A 21,408-nucleotide genomic window follows, 5' to 3' on the forward strand; every position below is an offset into this window, starting at 1 on the left:
GCGGCGGGCGATGAATTCTTCGGCGGCCGCTGCAATGGCCCGCGGTGCTTCGGCGATCGCACTGCCACGCGCGACCTCCGCGGCCAGTTCCCACACCACGGTCGAACCGCGTGACCCGTGGAGCCGCCTCGGCGCGCTGTTCCGGCACCTGCGCTGGCGCCATGTCATCGTGCTCGCATTCGTGCTGCTCTACCCGTTTTTCGCCTCCCCGTTCTTCACCTACCAGATCGGCGCGCAGTCGCTTGCCCTCGGCTTGATCGCGCTCTCGCTCACCTTCCTCGGCGGTTACGGCGGCATGGTGTCGCTGGCGCAGATGACCGTCGCCGGTCTGGCCGGTTACCTGGTCGCGATCTTCGGCAGCAGCAGCGTCGCCGCGATCAGTCTCAACTGGCCGTGGTGGCTCGCGGTCGGTGTCGCACTGGTCGGTGCGACCGCGGCGGCGGCTGCGGTCGGCTGGTTGTCGGTGCGCACCGAAGGCATCTACACGATCATGATCACGTTGGCGATCGGCGTGGCGTTCTTCTACCTCGCGCAGCAGAACTACAGCGTCTTCAATGGCTTCGGCGGATTCAGCAAGGTCGCTGCGCCCGAGCTCCTGGGGATCGACTTCAAGGAACCGGTGCCGTTCTACTTCGTCGCGTTGGCCTGCGCGCTGGCCGGCTACGCGCTCGTCAGACACCTCGTGCGTGCGCCGTTCGGCGTCGCCTTGCAGGGCATCCGCGACAACCCGCGGCGGATGGCGTCGCTCGGCTACCACGTCACTGCGCACCGCGTCGCGGCCTACGCTGTCGCCGGGCTGCTGGCCGCCGTCGGCGGGGTGCTGATGGTCTGGTACAACGGCCGCATCTCGCCCGGCACCGCCAACCTCGGCGCGATGATCTCCATCCTGATCATCGCCGTGCTCGGCGGCATGAAGCATCCGATCGGCGCTTTCATCGGCGCGGTCATCTACGTGCTGTTGCAGAACTTCGCCATCGACCTGTTCGTACGCGAGCGCTTCAACCTCGTCATCGGTGGCGTGTTTCTCGCCATCGTGCTCTGTTCCCCCGACGGTTTGCTCGGGCTCTGGGCGAAATTGCGTTCGCTCATGGCCTCGGGTCGGCCAATTCACCACGAAAAAAGGAGACTGAAGTGAAAGCAATGCAGAGAGTACTTTTTGCGCGTTCGATGGTCGGCGCTGCGGCCCTCGCAGCCCTGGTGGGCTCGGCGTGGGCACAGGACACGCTCAAGATCGGCGTGCTCGCAAACCTCGAAGGGCCGTTCGCGGTGCCAGGCCAGGACGGTTATCGCGGCGCCGACATGGCCCTGAAGGAAAAGAACGGCATGGCCGGCGGCAAGAAGATCGAGTTCGTCAAAGTCTCGTCCGACGCCACGCCTGACAAAGCCGTCGCCATGACACGCAAGGCGGTCGAGCAAGACAAGGTCCAGATCATGATCGGCCCGCTCTCGGGCGACGAGGGCATCGCCGTCAAGAACTACGCGAAGACCAAGCCCGACGTCACCTTCATCAACGGCTCGTCGGGCGCGCAGGCGACGACACTGGCCGACCCGGCGGCGAACTTCTACCGCTTCAACACCGAGGGTGCGCAGTGGATGGTGGGCCTGGGCGAACACGCGCTGGGCAAGGGATACAAGAAGGTGTTCCTGGTGGCCGAGGACTACGGCTTTCCGTACTCGCAAGTGCAGGGTTTCATGGCCAGCTACTGCGCCAAGGGGGGCAAGGTCGTCGACAAGGCCTGGGTGCCGCTCGGCACCAAGGACTACGCTTCGGTGGTCGCCAAGATTCCCAAGGACATCGACGCGGTGCTGGTCGTGCTCGGCGGTGCGGACGCGGTCAACTTCCTGAATCAGTACGAGCAGGCCGGCGGCAGCAAGCCGATGATCGGCGGTTCGATCACGGTCGATCAGACCGTGCTCAACTACAAGGGCAAGCGCCGCGAGTCGCTGCTCGGCACGGCCTCGGCGGGGCCCATGGCCGACTCGATCGACACGCCGGAATGGAAGAAGTTCGTCGCCGACTACAAGGCGCAGTTCAAAGACGGTTTCCCGAGCCCTTCGCTGTTCGCCTACCTCTACTACATCAACACCAAGGCGACGCTCGACGCGCTCGATGTCGTGAAGGGCGACTTGTCGGGCGGCCAGAAAGCCTACCGCGACGCGCTGCAAAAGACCAACTTCAAGGGCCCTGCCGGTGATGTGAAGATCGACGCCAACCGCAACGGTGTCGGGACCACCTACATCACCGAGGTGGCCAAGGCGGCCGACGGGTCGTTCTACAACAAGGTCGTGAAGGCGGTGCCGAACATCTCGCAGACCCTGGGGCTGCCGGAAGCCGATTTCAAGAAGATGGGGCTGGGCACGCGCGACGTGCCCGACTGCCGCAAGTAAGCAAGAAGCGCAACGCGGCGATGGCTTCAATCACTTCGCTCAGGCCGGCGCTCATGCGCAGCGGACCCGGCACCGGCGCCAGCGCCGGTGCCAGCGGGCAGCTGTTGTCCGGAGATGCCTTGACCCTGAGCGGCGTGACGCGGGCCTTCGGCGCGCTGCGTGCAGTCGACGACGTGAGCTTGAATATCGCCGCAGGCCAGAGGTACGCGATCCTTGGCTCCAACGGAGCCGGCAAGACGACGCTCTTCAACGCCATCACCGGCGACTTTCCGCCCACGTCCGGGCGGATCCATTTTTTCGGCGAAGACATCACCGAGTTGCCGCCGCACGAGCGCATCCGCAAGGGGCTGCGGCGCACTTACCAGTCTTCGCTGCTGTTCCGTGAGCTCACCGTGCGGGAGAACCTGTTCCTCGCGGTGCGTGGTGTCGCAAACGGGCGATTCAGTTTTCTTCGCGCCAGCGCCGGCCATGCTTCTTCACAGGCGACCAACGACCTGCTCGATCGCGCGCGCCTCGCCCACATCGCCGACACGCGCGTGGCCGACCTGGCGCACGGCCAGCAGCGCCAGCTCGAGATCGGCATGGCGCTGGCCGGCGCTCCGCGGCTGATCCTGTTCGACGAACCCGCCGCCGGCCTGTCGCCGGCCGAGCGCCGCGAGCTCGTCACCTTGCTCACCTCGCTGCCCGCGCACATGAGCTTCGTGCTGATCGAGCACGACCTCGACATCGCGCTACGCGTCGTCGAGCGCGTGACCGTGATGCACAACGGCCGCGTGCTGCGCACCGGCAGCCCTGCCGAGATCGAGAACGATGCGCAGGTGCAGGCGATCTACATGGGGAGCAAACACTGATGGCCTGGTTCGGGCGTGGTCGTGAAGACGCGAACAAGCGCGAGCCGGTGCTCGTCGTGGAAGGCCTCGACGTCTACTACGGCCGCGCGCACGCGCTGCAGTCGGTCAGCCTGTCGCTGGCCGAGGGGGTGCTCGGCATCGTCGGGCGCAACGGCATGGGCAAGACCACTCTGTGCAATGCCATCACCGGCCTGGTGCCGGCGGCTGGCAGCGTCAAGCTGCAGGGCGAAGAGATCCTCGGCCGGGCGCCGAACGAGATCACGAAACGCGGCATCGCCTACGTGCCGCAAGGCCGGCGCGTGTGGCCGTCGCTCTCGGTCGATGAAACTTTGCGCCTGGTGGCACGCCACAAGCGCGAGGTCGACCGTGTCTACAAGATGTTCCCGCGCCTGGCCGAGCGCCGAAGCAACGGCGGCGCACAGCTCTCGGGGGGCGAGCAACAGATGCTCGCGATCGGCCGGGCGCTGCTGCTCGAGCCCAAACTGCTGGTGATGGACGAGCCCACCGAAGGCCTGGCCCCGGTGATCGTCGAGCAGGTGGCGCAGGCCTTGCGCGAGCTCGCCGCCGAAGGCCACATTGCGGTGCTGCTGATCGAACAGAATCTCGGCGTCGCGATGAGCGTGGCCGACCGCATCGGCGTGATGGTCAACGGCCGCATCGCGCAACAGATGCCGACGGCGCAGCTGGCCGGCGACCGCGAATTGCAGGAGCGCTTGCTGGGGGTGCGCTCGGGCGGCCACGACGACGAGCCCGAGGCAGAACAAGCTGCGCCAGAGGCGAGCACCCCAATGCAGGTGATGACGGTGCGCCGTGCCCACGCCGAAGGCGCGCCGTCGATCGACGACCTGGCGCCCGGCAGCGTGCGCGGCTTCACGCGCTGGAACGCCGGCGGCACGGCCGCGCCGGCCGCCGACATCCTGCGCGCGGCGCCCGTCGCCGAACCGGCAGCACCAGCCCGGCTGGTGGCGCCCTCCGCCGTCATTGAGTTTCCCGTCGCGGCCAGCAGTGCGCGTGCCGCCTACGTGGCCGGCACCTTCGACACCAAGGGCCGCGAACTGTTCTTCCTGCGCCAGTGCCTCGAGCGCCTGGGCTTGCGCGTGGTCACGGTTGACCTGTCGACCTCGGGCAAACCATCGCCCGCCAGCGTGCACCCACGCGAAGTGGCGCGCTTTCACCCGCAAGGCGAATCGGCCGTCTTCAGCAACGACCGCGGCCAGGCCACCGCGGCGATGGCGCTCGCCTTCGAGGGCTTCGTGAAGACTCGGCGTGACCTCGGCGGCATCATCTCGGCTGGTGGCTCGGGCGGCACCTCGATGGCTGGCCAGGGCATGCGTGCCTTGCCGATCGGTTGCCCCAAGGTGATGGTCTCGACCATGGCCAGCGGCGACACCCGGCCTTACGTGGGCCCGAGCGACATCTGCATGATGTATTCGGTCACCGACGTGCAAGGCATCAACCGCATCAGCGAGAAGGTGCTCGCCAATGCGGCCCATGCACTGGCCGGCATGATCGCGCACCCGCCCGTCGAGTCCGACACCACCAAACCCGCGCTGGGCTTGACGATGTTCGGCGTCACCACACCCTGCGTGCAGGCCGTGACCAAGCGCCTCGAGGCCGACTACGACTGCCTGGTTTTCCACGCCACCGGCGTGGGCGGCCAGTCGATGGAAAAACTCGCCGACTCGGGGCTGCTGGCCGGCGTGATCGACGTGTCAACGACCGAGATCGCCGACGAGGTTGCCGGCGGCACGCTCTCCGCCGGGCCGACGCGCATGGACGTGTTCGGGCGCCATGCCTTGCCCTACGTGGGCTCGTGCGGCGCGCTCGACATGGCCAACTTTGGCGCCTGGGAAGCGGTGCCCGAGCGCTTCAAGGCCCGCAAGCTCTACCGCCACAACCCGACCGTGACGCTGATGCGCACGACCATCGACGAGAACCGCGCGATGGGCGAATTCATCGCCGCAAAACTCAACGCGATGATCGGGCCGGTGCGCTTCCTGATCCCCGAGGGCGGAGTCTCGGCGATCGACAGACCCGGCCAGCCTTTCCACGACCCCGAGGCCGACCGCGTGCTGTTCACCACCATCGAACAGCACTTTCGCAGCGGCATGAACCGCCAGCTGCGGCGCCTGCCCCTGCACATCAACGACGAGGCCTTCGCCGACGCGCTGGTCGCGGCCTGGCACGAGGTGTCGCGCCCGACCAGCAGCGCGCGGCGCGCCTGAACAGCGCACGAGACTTTCAACAAACACCATGGCACGCATCCCACGCTCCACGCTGCTCGAACGCTTTCGCGCCAAGATCGCCGCCGGCCGGCCGATCATCGGTGGCGGCGCAGGCACCGGCCTGTCGGCCAAGTGCGAAGAGGCCGGCGGCATCGACCTGATCGTGATCTACAACTCGGGGCGCTATCGCATGGCCGGCCGGGGTTCGCTGGCGGGCTTGCTGGCCTACGGCAACGCCAACGAGATCGTCTGCGAGATGGCGCTCGAGGTGCTGCCGGTCGTGAAGCACACACCGGTGCTCGCCGGCGTGAACGGCACCGACCCATTCATGATCCCCGAGCAGTTCCTGAAGCGTGTGATCGACCTCGGCTTTTCGGGTGTGCAGAACTTTCCGACCGTGGGCCTGATCGATGGCACCTTCAGGGCGAACCTCGAAGAAACGGGCATGGGCTACGGGCTCGAAGTCGAACTGATCGAACGGGCGAGGGCGCTCGACCTGCTGACCACGCCCTATGTGTTCTGCGAAGCCGATGCACGGGCGATGGCCGGCGCCGGCGCCGACATGATCGTCTGCCACCTCGGCCTGACCACGGGCGGTGCCATCGGTGCCGAAACCGCGCTCACGCTCGCCGGCTGCGTGGAACGCATCAACGCCTGGGCGGCGGCGGCAAAGGCCGTCAACCCCGAGGTGATCGTGTTGTGCCACGGCGGCCCGATCGCCACCCCCGAAGACGCGCAGCACGTGCTGGCGCGTTGCCCCGCATGCCACGGTTTCTACGGCGCGAGTTCGATGGAGCGTTTGCCCGTCGAGACCGCGCTCACCGACACCACGCGGCGCTTCACCCAGATCAAGCGGTAACAGGAGACTTTCATGTCAGGCTCTCAATTCGGCAGTTTCATCCTCGGCCTGATCGTCGTTGCGATCGTCGTCGCGCTGGTCGTGTGGCTGATGCACTGGCTCTACCTGCGCAGCTCGAAAGAGCGTGCTTTCGTGCGCACCGGCCTCGGCGGGCAGAAGGTCGTGCTCGACGGTGGCGCTTTCGTGCTGCCGATCGTGCACGACGTGATCCCCGTCAACATGAACACGCTGCGCTTGGAGGTGAGCCGCGGCCGCGACAAGGCGCTGATCACGAAAGACCGCATGCGCGTCGACGTGATCGCCGAGTTCTACGTGCGTGTCGCCGCCAAGCCCGACTCGGTGGCGAACGCCGCGCAGACCCTGGGCCTGCGCACGATGGAGCCCGACCAGCTGAAAGAACTCGTCGAAGGCAAGTTCGTCGACGCGTTGCGCACCGCCGCGGCCGAGATGACGATGGAAGAGCTGCACGAGAAGCGCGGCGCCTACGTGAAGCGGGTCCGCGAGACCGTGGCCGAAGACCTGACCAAGAACGGCCTGGAACTCGAAGCCGCGTCGCTGACGCAGCTCGACCAGACCGGCATGGAGTATTTCAACCCGAGCAACGCTTTCGACGCCGAAGGCCTGACGCGCCTGACCGAGCAGATCGAACACCGCAAGAAGCAGCGCAACGACGTGGAGCAGGACACGTTGATCGCCATCCGCAACAAGAACCTCGAAGCCGAAAAGCTCTCGCTCGACATCGACCGCGAAGGCGAATACGCACGGCTCAACCAGCAGCGTGAGGTCGAGATCGCACGCGCCCGCCAGCGCGCCGAGGTGACGACCGAACGCGCCCAGCGTGAGCAGTCGGCCGAGAGCGCGCAGATCACCGCGAAGCAGACGATCGACACGGCGCGCATCCGCTCGGAGCAGACGCTCGAGCAAGAGCGCATCGGCAAGGAACGGGCGATCCAGGGCGCCGAGATCGAACGTCGCCTGTCGCTCGAACTGGCCGAGCAGCAACGCGCGATCGCCATCGCCAAAGAGAGCAAGGCGCAAAGTGAAGCGCATGCCGAAGCGGAAACGGCGCGGGCGCTGGCGATCTCGGCCGAAGAGAAGGTGTTCACCGCGCGCGAGGTCGAGATGGCCGAGCGCAAGAAGGCGATCGACCTGATCGCTGCTGCGCAGGTGGCCGAGCGCGACGCGTTGCGCCTCACCTCGGCCGCGCAGGCCGAGAAGACCGCGAGCACCGACCGCGGCGCGGCGATCCGCGCCCAGGCCGAGGCTGATGCCGATGCCGACAAGATCAAGTCGATGGCGATGCGCGTGCGCGCCGAGATCGAGGCCGAGGCGCTGCGCCTGATGAACGACGCGCACAACATGCTGAGCCCCGAGGCGCGCATGTCGGCGTTGCGGCTGAAACTGGTCGAGCGGGCCGAAGGCATCATCCGCGAATCGGTGCGGCCGATGGAGCGCATCGAAGGCATCAAGATCCTGCAGGTCGACGGCCTCGGTGGTTCGGGTGGCGGGGGCGGCGAGGGCAACAACAACGGCGGCGGCAACTTCGCCGATGGCGTGGTGAACTCGGCGCTGCGCTTTCGCGCCCAGGCGCCGCTGGTCGACCAGTTGCTGCGCGAGATCGGGATCGAGGGTGGCGACATCCAGCGCCTGGTCGGCAGCGTGAGTGGCGCGCAGGCCGCCTTGCCACCCGCACCGAACAAGGAATAGCCCGTGGTTCAGGTCTACGCCTCGAGCGTCATCGACGCCAGTGCCGACAGCGTGTGGTCGCGCATCCGCGACTTCAACGGCCTGCCGTTGTGGCACCCGGCCATTGCCGACAGCCGGATCGAGAACAACCAGCCGGCCGACCGCGTCGGCTGCGTGCGTCACTTTCATCTGCGCGACGGCGGCATGATCCGCGAAAAGCTGCTGGCGCTTTCAGACTACGACTACAGCTGCAGCTACGAGATTCTCGAAAGCCCGATGGGCGTGGAGCACTACATCGCCACGCTCAAGCTCACGCCGGTGACCGATGGCGCACGCTGCTTCGCCGAGTGGAGCGCCGAGTTCGAATGCGCCCCGGGGCGCGAACGCGAGCTGAGCGAGTCGATCGGCGGTGGTGTGTTCCAGGGCGGATTCGACGCGCTCAAGCGTCATTTCGGCGCACGTTGAGGCGGCGGGGCTGAGCATGCAGCGCGTCGTGCGCTCGACCATCATCGACGCGCCCATCGAGCGGGTATGGGCGGTGCTGCGCGACTTCAACAGCCACGACCAGTGGCACGACGCGGTCGAGGCCAGTCGCATCGAAGGCGGGGAACGCAGTGACCAGGTCGGCTGTGTTCGCAACTTCACGCTGCGCGACGGCAACCGCATCCGCGAACAATTGCTGACGCTCTCGGACACCGAGTACAAAAGCACTTACTGCATCGTCGAAGCGACGGTGCCGCTGCAGCGCTACGTGGCCGCCGTGACGCTCAAGCCCGTGACCGATGGCCAGCGCACGTTCTGGCACTGGGAGTCGACCTTCGCCACGCCGCCCGGCATGGAACGCGAACTGCACGACATGGTCGCCAAGGGCGTCTACGAGACCGGCTTCGAGAACCTGCGCCGGCATCTGCGGCAGGGTGGCGACCTGCGCGCAGAAGGCGCCCCCGCGATGCCACTGGCCTTGCCGGTGCCCACCCGCCGCGTCGTCTTGCACCGTTATGGCGAAGCCGAAGCAATGCAGGCCGAAAACGCCGAGGTACCGGCACCGGGCGACGGTGAAGTGCGCATCCGCCAGCGCGCGATCGGCGTCAACTTCTTCGACGTGTACCTGCGCCGCGGCTGGATCCCTCAGATGCTGCCGCTGCCCGGAACACCCGGCATGGAAGCGGCCGGCAGCGTGCTCGACACCGGGCCGAACGTGAACGGCCTGCTGCCGGGTGACCGCGTGGCCTACCTCGGCCCGGTGCCGGGTGCCTACTGCGGCGTGCGCAATGTGCCAGCCGACTGGGTCGTTCGATTGCCCGCGGCGGTCGAGAGCGAAACCGCTGCGGCCTTGCTGCTGAAAGGCCTGACGGCCGACTTTCTGCTGCGCGACCTCGGCCATGTCGGCCCCGGCACAAGGCTGCTGGTGCACGCCGCGGCCGGTGGCGTGGGCCTGCTCGTGTGCGCTTGGGCGAAGCGCCTCGGTGCGGTCGTGCTCGGCACCGTGTCGAGCGAAGCCAAGGCGCGGGTCGCACGCGAGCACGGCTGCGAACAGGTGATCGTGACGCGCGACTACACCTTCGGCGACGCGGTGCAGCGCGCGTGTGGCGGCGCCGACGTGGTGATCGACGGGCTGGGTGACGCCGCGCGCGACGAGAACCTGAAAGCGCTCGCCCGCCGCGGCCACTGGATCAGCCTGGGCCAGGCCAGCGGCGCGCTGGCGCCGCTGCCGCCCGATGCCCTGGTGGCCAAGTCGCTCAGCTTCTCGCGCCCGGTCGTGTTCGACTACGTGGCCGAACGCGGGCAACTCGCGGAACGGGCACAGCGTGTGTGGAACGCGCTCGCCGACGGCACGATCAAGGCGCCACCGATCGAACGTTTTGCACTCGACGCCGCTGCGCAGGCCCACGCCCGCCTCGAATCGCGCGCCAGCATCGGTGCGTTGATCCTCACCGCTTGAACCACCGGAGATTCCGATGATCGTCGGCATGAACCACTTCACCGTGATCGCGGAAGACGAACGCCAGACGCTCGATTTCTACGTCGGCCTGCTCGGCCTCACGGTCGGGCACCGGCCCGATCTCGGCTTCCCGGGCGCGTGGTTGTACGCCGGCGGGCCGCAGGCGGTCTTGCACATGTACTTCGACCGGCCGATGCCGAAGCAGCGCGCCGGCGTCATCGACCACATGGCCTTCACTGCGCACGACCTGCGCGCCGTGAAAGCGCGCTTCGACGCCAGCGGCATCAAGTACGACCTTCGGCAGCAGGCGGGCGCCGGAACGTGGCAGCTGTTCTGCTTCGACCCGAACGGCGCCAAGGTCGAGCTCGACTTCGACGCGTCGGAGACGCTCTAACGGCTGCGAAGTTATTGCGCGAGAAACCCGCCGTCGACCGGCAGGGTGTGCCCGGTGATCATGCGTGCCTGGTCAGAGGCCAGGAAAACGATCGCGTCGGCAATGTCGGCGGGTTCGGCCAGGCAGCGCATCGGTGTCATGTCGAGGATGCGGTCCATGAGCTCGGGGTTGCCGAACAGCCCCTGCGTCAGCTCGGTGCGCACCCAGGTCGGCGCGACTGCGTTGACGCGGATGCCGTGCTCGGCCCATTCGACCGCCAGCGCGCGCGTCATGTTGACGACCGCGCCCTTGGTCGATTGGTATGACAAGTTCGGGTAGAGACCACCGCCCGACAGACCCATGATCGACGACACGTTGACGATCGCGCCACGCCGGGCCGGCACCATCGAACGGCCAGCCGCGCGGCAGCACAGAAAGACCGCCGTGAGGTTCACGTCGACCACCGCTTGCCAGTCGGCCGTCGACATCTTCAGTGTCGGGTGGCGCAGGGCGATGCCGGCGTTGTTCACGAGGATGTCGATGTGACGGTAGCGTGCCGTGACGCTGTCGAAGGCGGCGTCGACCGCGCTTTCATCGGTGATGTCGATCGCCACCGCGAGATGGTCGACGCCTTGCGCGCTCAGGCGCGCACGCGCTGCCGCGAGCGCCGGCTCGTCGCGGTCGAACAGCACGGGTGTGACGCCGGTCTTCGCCAGCGCCTGCACCGTGGCCCAGCCGATGCCTTTCGCCCCACCGGTCACCACGGCGACGCGCGATGGAGCAGACGTGTCGACCGTCATCGGCGATTCAGGCGCCGCCGAACAGGCGAATCTGCCCGTACAGCGCCGTCGCCCGTTTGGTCGAGGTTTCGAGTTCTTCGAGCAACGGCGCGACCGACGAGGTGCTGCTGCCATCGGCGATGTCCATCGCCGCGAGGCTCGCGTTGGCGAGGATCGCGCCCATCAGGTCACCACGCTCGGCGGTGCTCGCAGCACGCGCTCCGTCGCGCACGGCCGCGCCGGCCACGGCCTCGGAGAGAGACTGTTCGAGGTGCCGCCGCGCTTCGGCCGCGCGCTGGCTGTCGGTGAGGTCGGTGAAGATCAGGAAGAAGCCGAGCACCGACCCGTCACGCGCCGGCACCACCTCGGCACGCACCGCCACCGGCAGGGTCTTGCCGGCCTCGAGCGCCAGCGCCAGTTCGCCACGCCACGGCCGCCGCTCTTGTGCCAGCGAACCGAGGATCTTGCCCACCAGCACCGGGTCGCTGAAGAGCGTGGAGAGTTCTTGGAGCGCTGCAGCGGGCAGCGCCGGTTGTTTCAGCAGGCCGAAAAAAGCCTGGTTGGCGAACAGCGCGCGCCCGCGGGCGTCGGCCACCACGACCGGCTCGTTCGAGCTTCCGACCGTGGCGCGGATCTGCGCGATCTGGTGCTCGGCGATCAGCAGCCGTACTGCGTTGATCTGCACGATGATGTCGATCAGCGAGGCGCCGAAAGCCCGCGCCAGCGCGGTTTCGCTGGCCGTCCAGGCCAGCGCCGTGCCGCGCACGATCTCTGACCACGCGGCGAAGGAACGGCGTGGCGAGAGCTCGAGCGGGTTGTTGTTGACGACCGGCTTGGTCGGGTCGCCGGCCCAGGTGACCGTGAGCAGCTGTTCCTTGCGGAACCACATCAGGTAGTCGGGCTTGGTGCCCGACAGCTTCACGGCGAGCACGCCGCTGGCGGTGGGCGTGAGCGAGTCGAGTGCCACGTTGGCACGCGAGACCGAAGAGCAGCTGAACAGGCCGTCGAACTTCTGGCCGTCGATCCATTGCATGAGCGCGCGCAGTTCGGCGGTGGAGGGCGCTTCGCCGGCGGTCAGCAATTCACCCTCGTAAAAGAGCGCTGCGCCGGTGGCTTCGAGCGGCTGCAGCACGGTGCGCGGGTTGCGGAACAGCGCGAGACGCCAGTCGCCTTCGGTCGAGGTGGCCTCGACCAGACGCTGCTCGAGCCGGCGAACCTGGATCGCGACCTGCGCATGCGCGTAGTTTTCGATCGCGGCGATGCGCGTGGAAGCCACTTCGGCGAGCAGGTCGGCGGCGGCGCGCACCGCGAAGCGCAGGTTGAGTGCCGAGTAGTGGTGGCAGGCGATCAGGCCCCAGAGCTTGCCTTCGCGCACCAGCGACACCACCAGCGTGGCGGTGACGCCCATGTTCTTCAGGTACTGCAGGTGCAGCGGCGACATGCTGCGCAAATGGCACATCGACATGTCGAGCTCTTCGCCCGTGCCAGGCAACTGGCGTGGCACGAGCGGCGCCGGCTCGTAGTGCACATCGACCAGCACACGCAAGCGGTTCCGCAGGTAGAGCTCGCGCGCACGCTGCGGGATGTCGGAGGCCGGGTAGTGGTGTCCGAGCAGCGATTCGAGGCGCGGGTCGCGTGCTTCGGCAATGATCTTGCCGTGGCCGTCGGGGTCGAACTTGTAGACCATGACCCGGTCGTAGCTCATCAGGTCGCGGAAGCTGCGCACCACGGCGTCGGCCAGCGTGCCGATGGCCGACGCCGCGCTGAAGCGCTGAACTGCAGCACCGAGGGCGTCGACCAGCACATCGCTCGCGATGTCGACGGTTCGCACGCCCGGGGCGGTGGCGCTGCCCACGGGTTCGATCTCGACCAGCAACACGTTGCCGGCCACCCGGTGCAGCGTGCCTTCGAATTCGCACGACCGGCTGCCCACGGGCACCTGGCAACGCAGCAATGACAGCGCATCGCCGCGGATGCTGGCGGCGGCGCCGCGCACCTGCGCTTCGATGTCGCCACCCAGCTCGCCGAGGGGCTGGTTGAGCAGGCTTTCGGCCGGCACGCCCAGCAGCGTGGCCACGTTGGCGCTGAGCTGAACGATGCGCAGGCCCGGCTCGCGCAACGCCAGCAGCACGCCGTGCGGCTGAACCGAGCCCGCCAGATGGATCAGTTCACGCTCGCAATTGGTCAGGTCGGCCTGACCGAATGCAGGGCTGCCTTGCACTATGCAGGGTCCTTGTCGTTGCGCTGGCGGCGCACCAGGCTCGCGCGGCTGACGCCGAGCAGCCCGGCGGCGGCAGTCAGGTCACCGCCCGCCCGCCGCAGCGCGGCCTGCATGAATTGGCGCTCGGCCAGCGCGCTGGCCTGGCGCAGCATCTCGGGCAAGGGCATCGCACCGAGCTTCAGCGCGATCTGCTCGAGCCCGGCGTGCAAGGCGTCGGCGAGCTCGCTCTGGCGCGGCGTGTCGCCGGCCACGCGGTGGATCGTGAAGCCGATGCATTCCTGATCACCTTCGGTCAGCAGCGCTGCCGAGATCTCGACCCGCGCCGCCGGCGAACGCGCCGGCTTGACCCACGACTCGATGCGCCGTGCGATGCCGTCGCGCCGCACCTGCGGCACGAGCGAGGTCAGCGGCCGATCGGCCAGGCCGAGCCAGTCCATCAGCATCTGGCCCTTGGCTTCGGTTTCGTGGGCCAGGTTCACGAGCGCCAGGAACGCCGGGTTGGCCACCAGGATTCGTCCGCTGGAATCGGTGACGACGACGCCGTCACGTGCATCGTCGACCAGCCGGGCCAGCGTGGTGTTGAGCTCGGTCGACGAGGCTGCGCCGTCGACGTTGCGCACCCGCACCAGCAAGCGCATCGTGTCGTCGGCGCGGAACGGCGTGGCCGCCACGCTGGTGGCCGTGATGGTGCCGAGCAGCCGCGCACGGATCTCGCCGCTCTGCCCGTTGCTGCGAGCCGCCGTGAGCAGTGCGTTGACCGCACCGCGCGAGTGGTGCTCGAAACCGAAAGTCGCCAGGCGGCCGGGCAACAGCTCGCTGCCGATGTCGAACAACAGCGCCGCGGCGTGGTTGGCTTCGACGATCTGCAGCGTTTGTGCATCGACCACCATCACCGCGTCGGTCGCCACCTGGAACAGCAGGCGGTAGCGCGACTCGGCCTGGCGGGCCTGCCAGTAGCCTCGTTCCATGTCTTGCTGGTTGTCGATGAACCGTTGCTGGATCGCGGCGATGGCTCGCAGGTCGCGGCCGACCGCGAGCACCGGCCCGTCGGTACCGAGCCGAATGGCGGTGTAGGCCACCGGGATGCTGATGCCGGGTGTCAGCGGGTGGTTGACTTCGCGGCGGCGGGCGATGCCGGTGGCCGCCACTTCTTTCAGCAGGTTCTCGATCTTCGGGCGGGTGTCACCGCTGACGGTGTCGACCCAGGCGCGGCCGACCCATTGCTGCGCGCCGGGAGCGATCGGCTCGGCTTGGCCCTGCGCCACGTTGCGGATCACGCCGCTGCCGTCGATCACGAGGGCGATGTCGCTGGCGAGCGAAACGAAAGTCTTGGCCAGCTCGGGCGCCCACGCCGACAGCGCGCCCAGGTCGGGCATGTCGGCGGCGTTTCGGCTCACCGGGGGGCTCACTTCGGGCTTGGATGCCATGGCCTTCGAATGGGATAAGGGTCACGCAGGCGCTTGACCAACATCCGGAATTCTATGCGGCAGCGCGTGAAGCGCCATGGGTAAATGCGGAGGTCAGGCCTTGGTGCCCAGACCGCTCGCTTCACCGGCCGCGCGTGAACGCAGACCCCAACGCCACAAGGCCTCGAATGGCAGCGGCAGCACCATGAACCAGTGTTCAAGGATCGCCAGGCTGAGCAGCGTGCCCACGAAGGTGAGCGCCGTGGCATCGAAGGCGCTGATGCCCTCGGTGGTGGCGCCTTGCCACATCAGCACCGCGAGCCAGGTCGACACCGCCACCGAGACCGGGAACAGCGCGTTCATCGAGGCGCGCCTGAAGTAGCTTTGCAGATACTTCAGGTGGGCCGGCAAAAAGCTCTCGCTCAGGTTGCGCACGCCGAGAAACACGTTGAGCTTGGCGCTCTGGCGCATCACCCAGAACACGACGAAGCAGCCCAGGCCGGTCGGGTTGGCGCCGTTCCAGGTGGCGGCCACCACGGCGAGGCCGAGCACGATGAGGGCGAGTTCGTGGTGCAGCAGCGTCTGCAGCGCGTAGCCGGCGCGGCGCCAGCCGGTCGATTCCGGCGGGCAGGCAATGCGCCGCGGGCCTGTCACGTAGCCAAGCAGGAAAGCCAGCTCCTGCCAGGCCCAGACCAGCACCGTGCAGGTGAAGGCCAGGTAGGCGCCGGTGACGCGGGTGTCGTTGCGCGTGGCGGCCAGGCCGACCAAAGCCAGACCGAGCAACACGGTCGCACCCAGCATCGTCCAGCGGTGGGTCCAGCGTGGCAGGCCGTTCAGGTACAGGATCACGCCCGTGCTGAACCACCACACGAACAGTGTGTAGGCGATCGGCTGCAGGTACAGCGACATGGCCGGCCAGGCAAGGTTGCGCGGGCCTACCAGGTCGGCGCCATGCGTGCGTTCTGCGGCAACACGTTCGGCTTGGCGGGCAGGCAGAACAAGCGCACGAAGGTGAAGGCCGCTGCGACCGTGAGGCCTGCGCGCTGCACCGCGGCCAGCACGCCACCACGCTCCTTGGCGGTTTCTGTGGCCACCGAGATCCGGCGCAGCCTTTCCAGCCCGGCCAGGAAGCGCGGGTCGTCAAGGTTCAGCGTCAGCGGGAACACCTGCTTGGTGATTTCGGTGGTGATGCGGAAGACGTTGAAGTCGTATTCGGTCGCGTCCAGGCCCATGGCCTTGTGCATCTCGGGGCGCTGATGGTCACGCACGTACATCGTGGCGAACACGGCCAGCACGAAGAAGCGGATCCACAGCTTGTTGACGCCGCTCAGCAGCTTCGGGTTGGCGCGCAGCAGCAGCGCGAACGCCTCGCCGTGGCGGAATTCATCGTTGCACCAGAGCTCGAACCACTTGAAGATCGGGTGGAAACACAGCTCGGGGTGCTTCTCGACCTGGCGGAAGATCGCGATGTAACGCGCGTAGCCGATCTTCTCGGACAGGTAGGTCGCGTAGAAGATGAACTTGGGGCGGAAATAGGTGTACTTCTTCGCCTTGGCGAGAAAACCCAGGTCGACGCCGATGCCGAAGTCTTTCAGCCACTGGTTGATGAAGCCGGCGTGGCGCGATTCGTCGCGGGCCATGAAGCCGAACAGCTCTTTCATGTCGGGGTTGTTCACACGTTTCCTGATCTCGGCATAGAGCACGCAGCCCGAGAATTCAGAGGTGATCGAGCTGATCAGAAAGTCGCTGAACTCCTTGTACAGCGCGGGTGGCATGCCGGAATAGTTGGCCATCATGTCGGCCGGGCGCTGGAAGTGGTCGGTGTTGGTGTCTGCGCGGAATTCGTTCATCAACACTTCCCACTGCGGGCGGATCGATTCGACGTCGATCCGGTCCATGGCCTCGAAGTCGGTCGTGTAGAAGCGCGGTGTGAGCGCCGTGTCTTTCAACGCGGTGCTGGTCGCTTCGTTGATCGAACGGTCGGTGGGGTCGTGGGCCAGCGTGGTCATGGTGTGTTGTCCTGCGGTGTCTTTGCGGGTCACTGAGCGGTGCTGCTGGCCATGATGCTGGCGAACACCGACGCGTTGATGGGGCCGAACGAGCCGAGGTCGACACGCCGGCCGGTGCCCGGGTCTTCGAGCGTGAGCTTGCCGTCGGCGCGGCCGATCATCCGGAACGGCAATTCCGGGCCCACACCCTGGCGTTTGCGTTCGCGCGCGAGGCCGCGCATCGTGCCGCGAAGAAAGCCGTTGGTGCCGGGCGCCACGGTGTCGATCAGGCGCTGGCCGCTGGCGTCGAGCACGACGATGCTGCCGTCGGGGCGGTCTTCGAATCGGAACTCACGCACCGACACCGCGGCCGTGTCAGGCACCTGAACCACGCCGACGCCGGTGAAACGCACCGCCGCCACACCGATCACGGTGGCAACGATCAAGCCGCCCACGGCGAACAAGGGCGCACGTGGAAACCCGGAACTCGGCGTGGTGCTGCTCATGGTTCAAGCGGTCAGTGGTTGTTGGCCCTGGCCCACCGCGGCGGGGCGCCCCGGCGCCTGGAACGTGGGCAGGGCCGTGGGTGCGAGGCCGGCCGAATCGGCCAGTGCCGTCGAGAGCACCGACGCGACCAGGCGCGCGTCGGGCAGTGCACGCAGCATGGGTTGTGTGCGCCGCACATGCCATGGCCGCGCGTGCGGCCACAGGTGAACGTAGGCAATGTGGTCGGTGTTGTTCAGCAGCAGCGTCACGTCACCAGTGCCGTCGGCGCGCGTGCGCAAGCCGGCCGATTCGACCTGCGAATAGGGCAGGTTGAACGTGATGCTGAGCACCACACCGACGCGCATCACCACCCGCTTGTCGGTCAGCGTGTAGACACTGGTGCGGCTGATCAACCAGGCCATGAGCAGCAGCAGGGCGAGGGCGACGCCGACCAGCGGCAGCAACCACAGCGCGGCCACCGCAGCGTCGAGCGCGCTGCCGCCGTTTGACAGCACGTTGGCGGCGCGCAAGGCCAGCATCAGCGCAAAGTAGATCGACAGCGAACGCAGGTGCATCGCATCGCGTGCCAGCACGCGCCAGTCGGGCGCGCCCTGCCACAAGAGGCGTTCGCCGCGAGGCAGCGGCTCGGGCAGGCCATGCTCGGCCTCGAACTCGTGTTCGGGGGCCTGGTCGTGCGGAATCACAGCAGCGGCTCCTGCCGGTCGGGCGTGGCGTAGAGCGTGCCGCCGCCGTAGTAGGCCATGATCTTGTCTTCTTCGAGCAGCGTGACCGCATCGGGGTTGCGCGTGACCGGCACGTTGGCGAACTGGCTCGCGAGGATCGAACGCACCTGCACCTGCCGGTCGCCGATGCGCGAGAAGTTGATCGGCAGCAGCACGCGACGGTTGCCGCCCTGCACCTCGACCTCGAGGTAACGGAACAGCACTTCGGAACGGTCGACCCACAGGTCACGCACCGTGCCGCCGACCCGGCCGTCGGCGCCGACGACCGGCAGACCACGCGGGTCGGGGTCGTGGCTCGACACCTCGAAGTCGTTCGCAGCGCGCAAGGGAACGATGCGCAGGCCGCCCTCGACGGTGGTGTCGGCCACATCGGCGCGGTCGGCATATGAGCCCGGGCCAACCGCCGCCAGCATCGGGTCGCCCTTCGGTTCGAGCGGCGAACCGAGATGGTTCGAGGCCGGTGCACCGCCGAGCGGCTGGCTCGAGGTGCGGAAGTTCGGGGCCATCACCACCCGCCCGTCGGCGAGCTTGAAGGTCTTGGGCTTGGGGATCGGCGGCCAGCCCTGCACCTTGACGCGGCCGCCCGATCGGTCGGACTCGAGCGGGTAGCCCTCTCGCTTGTCTTCCTGGTGAAGGTAGTAGATCAGGCCGGCGAAGAAGATCCAGAAAGCGTAGAGCGCGATCTGGGCCACGTCGATGTACTGCGTGATGGCTCCGGTTCCCATGGGGTCTCCTTTGGAGTGATGCCTTGTGTGGCTGCGTGAAATGAGGGTTCAGCCGGGGAGTTCGGCCAGGCCGAGTCGCCCTGCGGTGGGTGCGTTCGGCTCGTGGCGAGCCGCCTTGACGAGCGGGCCGATCGCGATCAGCGTCGCGAACAACAAAGCGATTTCGAGGTGATACACGAAGCTGTAGCCGACCGACGGGCTGGCCAGCGCCGGCCCGAGCACACCCTGCGTGGCCAGGCTGGAGACGAAGTCGCGCAGCCCGCCGCCCATCGCGATCGCGATGCCGGCGGCCGAGGCCTGCACCGCGCCCCAGGCGCCAAGTGCCAGGCCACTCTGGCCGTGGGTTTCGAGGTTCATCGCAGCCGTGAGCGTGGCGACCGAATACAGCCCGCCACCAAAACCGATCAAGGCCGCACCGAGGCGGAACATCAGGGCCGATTGCAGCGGGTCGGCGAAGATCACGCAGACGAATGCGACCACACCGGCGAGCAACCCGATCGCGGCGAGCCGGTAGACGTCGCCACCGTGGTGCAGCCAGCGCGACGCGAGCACAAAAGCGGCGAGCGCACCGGCCGCCGTCATCGCGGTCAGCGTGGTCGTGGCACCGACCGCCATGTGCATGATCTGGCCGCCATACGGTTCGAGCAGGATGTCTTGCATGCTGAACGCTGCGGTGCCCAGGCCCACGGCCACCAGCAGCCGGCTCGCCTGGCCGCCGCTCGTGAATTTGCGCCAAGAGGCGACGAAGGAAGGCCGCGCCGGGCGCCGGCCGGCGACAACGCTGCGATCGGGGTTGCGCGCTTCCTGCTTCCACAGCGCGATCAGGTTCAGCACCATCGTGAGCAGCGCCGCTCCCTGGATCACCTGGATCAGCTTCACCTGCTTGAAGTCGGCAAGCAGTGCGCCGAAACCGAGCGCGCTGATCACCATGCCGACCATCAGCATCACGTACAGCAAGGCCACGACACGCGGGCGTGCCTCTGGCGGTGCGATGTCGGTGGCGAGGGCGAGGCCGGCGGTCTGCGTCGTGTGCAGCCCGGCGCCGACGAGCAGGAAGGCGAGCGCCGCGCCGATCTGGCCGTAGATCGGGTGGCCGTGGCTGTCACCCGAGAGCACGATCAACGCGAACGGCATGATCGCCAAGCCTCCGAACTGCAGCAGCGTGCCCATCCAGATGTAGGGCACACGCTTCCAGCCGAGGGCCGAGCGGTGGTTGTCGGAACGGAAGCCGACGAGCGCGCGCAGCGGCGCGAATACGAGGGGCAAGGCCACCATCAGCGAGACCAGCCACGCCGGCACGCCAAGCTCGACGATCATCACGCGGTTCAGCGTGCCGTTGAGCAGCACCAGCGCCATGCCGACCGACACCTGGAACAGCGACAGGCGCAGCAGGCGGCCGAGCGGCAACTCTTTCGTGGCCACATCGGCGAAGGGCAGGAAGCTCGTGGCGACCTTCGACCACTGGCTGGCCAGCGTCGAGTTCAGGCGGATGACGGTCTTGGCGGGGTTCATCTTGTCTTCACCAGCTCGAGCGCCTGCGAGGTGTAGAAGCCGCTGGAAATGCGCTCCGTGCGTGCGCAGGCCCAGCTCTGCAATTGCGAGTCTTCGCCGATGCGCCGGTGCAAGGAAGCACCCGACACCGGAACGACCGATGGTGAACGGTCGCCACGGGGGAACAACTTGCCGACCGCGCGAAACACTTCCAGCGCCGGGTTGCTCGGCACGTAGGTGAACAACATCGCGCGGCGGGTGCGCTGCGCCAGACCGGCGATCACACTCACGGCGTCACCGGCTTCGTAGTGAATGACCGAGTCCATGCCGACCACGTAGTCGAACTCGCCCAGCGCCGGGTCGAGCATGTCGCCGGAGCGAAAGTCGATCGAACCCCCGCTGGCGAACATCGGCTGGCGTTCTCGGGCGAGGTTCACGAGCGTGGGTGACAGGTCGATCGCCAGCACCTCGGCACCGCGCTGCGCGGCTTCGACGGCCAATGCGCCTGTGCCACAGCCGGCGTCGAGCAGGCGCTGGCCGTGCAGGTCGTCGGGCAACCACGACAGCAGTGTCGAGCGCATGCGGTCACGCCCGGCGCGCACGCTCGCACGCACCCGGCCGACCGGCGCGTCGGAGGTGAGCCGCGCCCAGGCCTGCACCGCGGTGCGATCGAAATACGTTTCGATCTGGCCGCGCCGTTCTTGATAGGTGGCGTTGTTCATCAGTCGAAACCCAGCAGGTCGAAGATGTCGCGGTCCTTCATCGGCACCGCGTTGAGCGGCTCGGTGCCGAGCCACAGCGACGCGGCGAGCCGCATGTATTCCTTTTGCACCAGTTCGAGTTCGGGCGAGTACTCCATCTCGAACAGCGTCGACTTCTTCAGCCGGCTGCGGCGGATCACGTCGAGGTCGGGGAAGTGCGCCGCCAGCTTCAAGCCGATCTTGTCGTTGTACTTGTCGATCTGGTCGGTGGCGGCGCTGCGGTTGGCGATCACGCCGCCGAGCCGCACGTTGTAGTTCTTCGCCTTCGCGCCGATCGCCTGCACGATGCGGTTCATCGCGAAGATCGAATCGAAGTCGTTGGCGGTCACGATCAAGGCGCGGTCGGCGTGCTGCAAGGGGGCGGCAAACCCGCCGCAGACCACGTCACCGAGCACGTCGAAGATCACCACGTCGGTGTCTTCGAGCAAATGGTGTTCCTTCAGCAGCTTCACGGTCTGGCCGACCACGTAACCACCGCAGCCGG

20 protein-coding genes and 1 pseudogene are annotated in these 21,408 nt (G+C 67.4%); 10 read left to right on the forward strand and 11 right to left on the reverse strand.

What is annotated here, in order from left to right:
• The first annotated feature begins 10 nt into the window (after positions 1–10).
• From AC30PD_RS21600 to AC30PD_RS21645, 10 genes and pseudogenes are all read left to right on the forward strand, one after another.
• A complete protein-coding gene (locus AC30PD_RS21600) occupies positions 11–1,135 on the forward strand; it encodes a branched-chain amino acid ABC transporter permease (protein WP_489537761.1) in 1,125 nt (374 codons plus the stop codon).
• Between the two features lie 5 nt (positions 1,136–1,140).
• A complete protein-coding gene (locus AC30PD_RS21605; protein ID WP_489537762.1) occupies positions 1,141–2,388 on the forward strand; it encodes an ABC transporter substrate-binding protein in 1,248 nt (415 codons plus the stop codon).
• A gap of 53 nt (positions 2,389–2,441) precedes the next feature.
• On the forward strand, positions 2,442–3,239 hold the full coding sequence (locus AC30PD_RS21610) for an ABC transporter ATP-binding protein (RefSeq protein WP_489537763.1): 798 nt from the start codon (positions 2,442–2,444) through the stop codon (positions 3,237–3,239).
• Positions 3,239–3,733 (forward strand): annotated as a pseudogene (locus tag AC30PD_RS21615) (ABC transporter ATP-binding protein); the annotation flags it as partial. The gene AC30PD_RS21610 and the pseudogene AC30PD_RS21615, both read left to right, overlap by 1 nt.
• 486 nt (positions 3,734–4,219) lie before the next feature.
• Positions 4,220–5,464, forward strand: coding sequence for a Tm-1-like ATP-binding domain-containing protein (locus tag AC30PD_RS21620; RefSeq protein WP_489537780.1), 1,245 nt, complete (start codon positions 4,220–4,222; stop codon positions 5,462–5,464).
• A gap of 28 nt (positions 5,465–5,492) precedes the next feature.
• Positions 5,493–6,323 carry a phosphoenolpyruvate hydrolase family protein gene (locus tag AC30PD_RS21625; RefSeq protein ID WP_489537764.1) on the forward strand — a complete coding sequence of 277 codons (831 nt, stop codon included), beginning with the start codon at positions 5,493–5,495 and terminating at the stop codon, positions 6,321–6,323.
• A 12-nt stretch (positions 6,324–6,335) separates the two neighbouring features.
• Positions 6,336–8,030 carry a flotillin family protein gene (locus tag AC30PD_RS21630; RefSeq protein ID WP_489537765.1) on the forward strand — a complete coding sequence of 565 codons (1,695 nt, stop codon included), beginning with the start codon at positions 6,336–6,338 and terminating at the stop codon, positions 8,028–8,030.
• A gap of 3 nt (positions 8,031–8,033) precedes the next feature.
• Complete coding sequence (locus AC30PD_RS21635; protein WP_489537766.1) at positions 8,034–8,474, forward strand: SRPBCC family protein; 441 nt, start codon at positions 8,034–8,036, stop codon at positions 8,472–8,474.
• A 16-nt stretch (positions 8,475–8,490) separates the two neighbouring features.
• Positions 8,491–9,951 (forward strand): SRPBCC family protein, encoded by a 1,461-nt coding sequence (locus AC30PD_RS21640; protein WP_489537767.1) that lies wholly within the window; start codon positions 8,491–8,493, stop codon positions 9,949–9,951.
• 16 nt (positions 9,952–9,967) lie between these two features.
• Positions 9,968–10,345 (forward strand): VOC family protein, encoded by a 378-nt coding sequence (locus AC30PD_RS21645; RefSeq protein WP_489537768.1) that lies wholly within the window; start codon positions 9,968–9,970, stop codon positions 10,343–10,345.
• A gap of 11 nt (positions 10,346–10,356) precedes the next feature.
• Here AC30PD_RS21645 and AC30PD_RS21650 read toward each other — a convergent pair whose 3' ends face one another.
• The 11 genes from AC30PD_RS21650 to AC30PD_RS21700 form a co-directional block, all read right to left on the reverse strand.
• Complete coding sequence (locus AC30PD_RS21650) at positions 10,357–11,124, reverse strand: SDR family NAD(P)-dependent oxidoreductase (protein ID WP_489537769.1); 768 nt, start codon at positions 11,122–11,124, stop codon at positions 10,357–10,359.
• A gap of 7 nt (positions 11,125–11,131) precedes the next feature.
• Complete coding sequence (locus AC30PD_RS21655) at positions 11,132–13,324, reverse strand: GAF domain-containing protein (protein ID WP_489537770.1); 2,193 nt, start codon at positions 13,322–13,324, stop codon at positions 11,132–11,134.
• Entirely contained in the window at positions 13,324–14,751 is a 1,428-nt protein-coding gene (gene ppsR, locus AC30PD_RS21660; protein WP_489537771.1) for a transcriptional regulator PpsR, read from the reverse strand. The genes AC30PD_RS21655 and ppsR overlap by 1 nt, the downstream gene beginning before the upstream one ends.
• Before the next feature lie 93 nt (positions 14,752–14,844).
• Positions 14,845–15,639, reverse strand: coding sequence for a putative photosynthetic complex assembly protein PuhE (puhE, locus tag AC30PD_RS21665; RefSeq protein ID WP_489537772.1), 795 nt, complete (start codon positions 15,637–15,639; stop codon positions 14,845–14,847).
• 26 nt (positions 15,640–15,665) lie between these two features.
• On the reverse strand, positions 15,666–16,739 hold the full coding sequence (acsF, locus tag AC30PD_RS21670) for a magnesium-protoporphyrin IX monomethyl ester (oxidative) cyclase (RefSeq protein WP_489537773.1): 1,074 nt from the start codon (positions 16,737–16,739) through the stop codon (positions 15,666–15,668).
• A gap of 29 nt (positions 16,740–16,768) precedes the next feature.
• Positions 16,769–17,224 (reverse strand): photosynthetic complex assembly protein PuhC, encoded by a 456-nt coding sequence (gene puhC / locus AC30PD_RS21675; protein WP_489537774.1) that lies wholly within the window; start codon positions 17,222–17,224, stop codon positions 16,769–16,771.
• A 3-nt stretch (positions 17,225–17,227) separates the two neighbouring features.
• Positions 17,228–17,908, reverse strand: a complete 681-nt coding sequence (puhB, locus tag AC30PD_RS21680) for a photosynthetic complex putative assembly protein PuhB (protein ID WP_489537775.1) — start codon at positions 17,906–17,908, stop codon at positions 17,228–17,230.
• Entirely contained in the window at positions 17,905–18,672 is a 768-nt protein-coding gene (puhA, locus tag AC30PD_RS21685; RefSeq protein ID WP_489537776.1) for a photosynthetic reaction center subunit H, read from the reverse strand. The genes puhB and puhA overlap by 4 nt, the downstream gene beginning before the upstream one ends.
• Before the next feature lie 48 nt (positions 18,673–18,720).
• Positions 18,721–20,184 carry a BCD family MFS transporter gene (locus tag AC30PD_RS21690; RefSeq protein ID WP_489537777.1) on the reverse strand — a complete coding sequence of 488 codons (1,464 nt, stop codon included), beginning with the start codon at positions 20,182–20,184 and terminating at the stop codon, positions 18,721–18,723.
• On the reverse strand, positions 20,181–20,885 hold the full coding sequence (gene bchM, locus AC30PD_RS21695; protein ID WP_489537778.1) for a magnesium protoporphyrin IX methyltransferase: 705 nt from the start codon (positions 20,883–20,885) through the stop codon (positions 20,181–20,183). The genes AC30PD_RS21690 and bchM overlap by 4 nt, the downstream gene beginning before the upstream one ends.
• Positions 20,885–21,408 (reverse strand): P-loop NTPase family protein (locus tag AC30PD_RS21700; protein ID WP_489537779.1); only part of this gene is annotated, 524 nt, incomplete at its 5' end. The genes bchM and AC30PD_RS21700, both read right to left, overlap by 1 nt.

It is taken from the genome of Rhizobacter sp. (assembly GCF_032229685.1).
In the GTDB taxonomy this organism is placed as follows: Bacteria; Pseudomonadota; Gammaproteobacteria; order Burkholderiales; family Burkholderiaceae_C; genus LMDS01.

Bases quoted from the DNA above. Each gene is read 5' to 3' on its own strand.
- AC30PD_RS21600 (WP_489537761.1), top strand. From the start codon at position 11: ATGAATTCTTCGGCGGCCGCTGCAATGGCCCGCGGTGCTTCGGCGATC.
- AC30PD_RS21605 (WP_489537762.1), top strand. From the start codon at position 1,141: ATGCAGAGAGTACTTTTTGCGCGTTCGATGGTCGGCGCTGCGGCCCTC.
- AC30PD_RS21610 (WP_489537763.1), top strand. From the start codon at position 2,442: ATGCGCAGCGGACCCGGCACCGGCGCCAGCGCCGGTGCCAGCGGGCAG.
- AC30PD_RS21625 (WP_489537764.1), top strand. From the start codon at position 5,493: ATGGCACGCATCCCACGCTCCACGCTGCTCGAACGCTTTCGCGCCAAG.
- AC30PD_RS21630 (WP_489537765.1), top strand. From the start codon at position 6,336: ATGTCAGGCTCTCAATTCGGCAGTTTCATCCTCGGCCTGATCGTCGTT.
- AC30PD_RS21640 (WP_489537767.1), top strand. From the start codon at position 8,491: ATGCAGCGCGTCGTGCGCTCGACCATCATCGACGCGCCCATCGAGCGG.
- AC30PD_RS21645 (WP_489537768.1), top strand. From the start codon at position 9,968: ATGATCGTCGGCATGAACCACTTCACCGTGATCGCGGAAGACGAACGC.
- AC30PD_RS21650 (WP_489537769.1), bottom strand. From the start codon at position 11,124: ATGACGGTCGACACGTCTGCTCCATCGCGCGTCGCCGTGGTGACCGGT.
- ppsR (WP_489537771.1), bottom strand. From the start codon at position 14,751: ATGGCATCCAAGCCCGAAGTGAGCCCCCCGGTGAGCCGAAACGCCGCC.
- puhE (WP_489537772.1), bottom strand. From the start codon at position 15,639: ATGTCGCTGTACCTGCAGCCGATCGCCTACACACTGTTCGTGTGGTGG.
- acsF (WP_489537773.1), bottom strand. From the start codon at position 16,739: ATGACCACGCTGGCCCACGACCCCACCGACCGTTCGATCAACGAAGCG.
- puhC (WP_489537774.1), bottom strand. From the start codon at position 17,224: ATGAGCAGCACCACGCCGAGTTCCGGGTTTCCACGTGCGCCCTTGTTC.
- puhA (WP_489537776.1), bottom strand. From the start codon at position 18,672: ATGGGAACCGGAGCCATCACGCAGTACATCGACGTGGCCCAGATCGCG.
- AC30PD_RS21690 (WP_489537777.1), bottom strand. From the start codon at position 20,184: ATGAACCCCGCCAAGACCGTCATCCGCCTGAACTCGACGCTGGCCAGC.
- bchM (WP_489537778.1), bottom strand. From the start codon at position 20,885: ATGAACAACGCCACCTATCAAGAACGGCGCGGCCAGATCGAAACGTAT.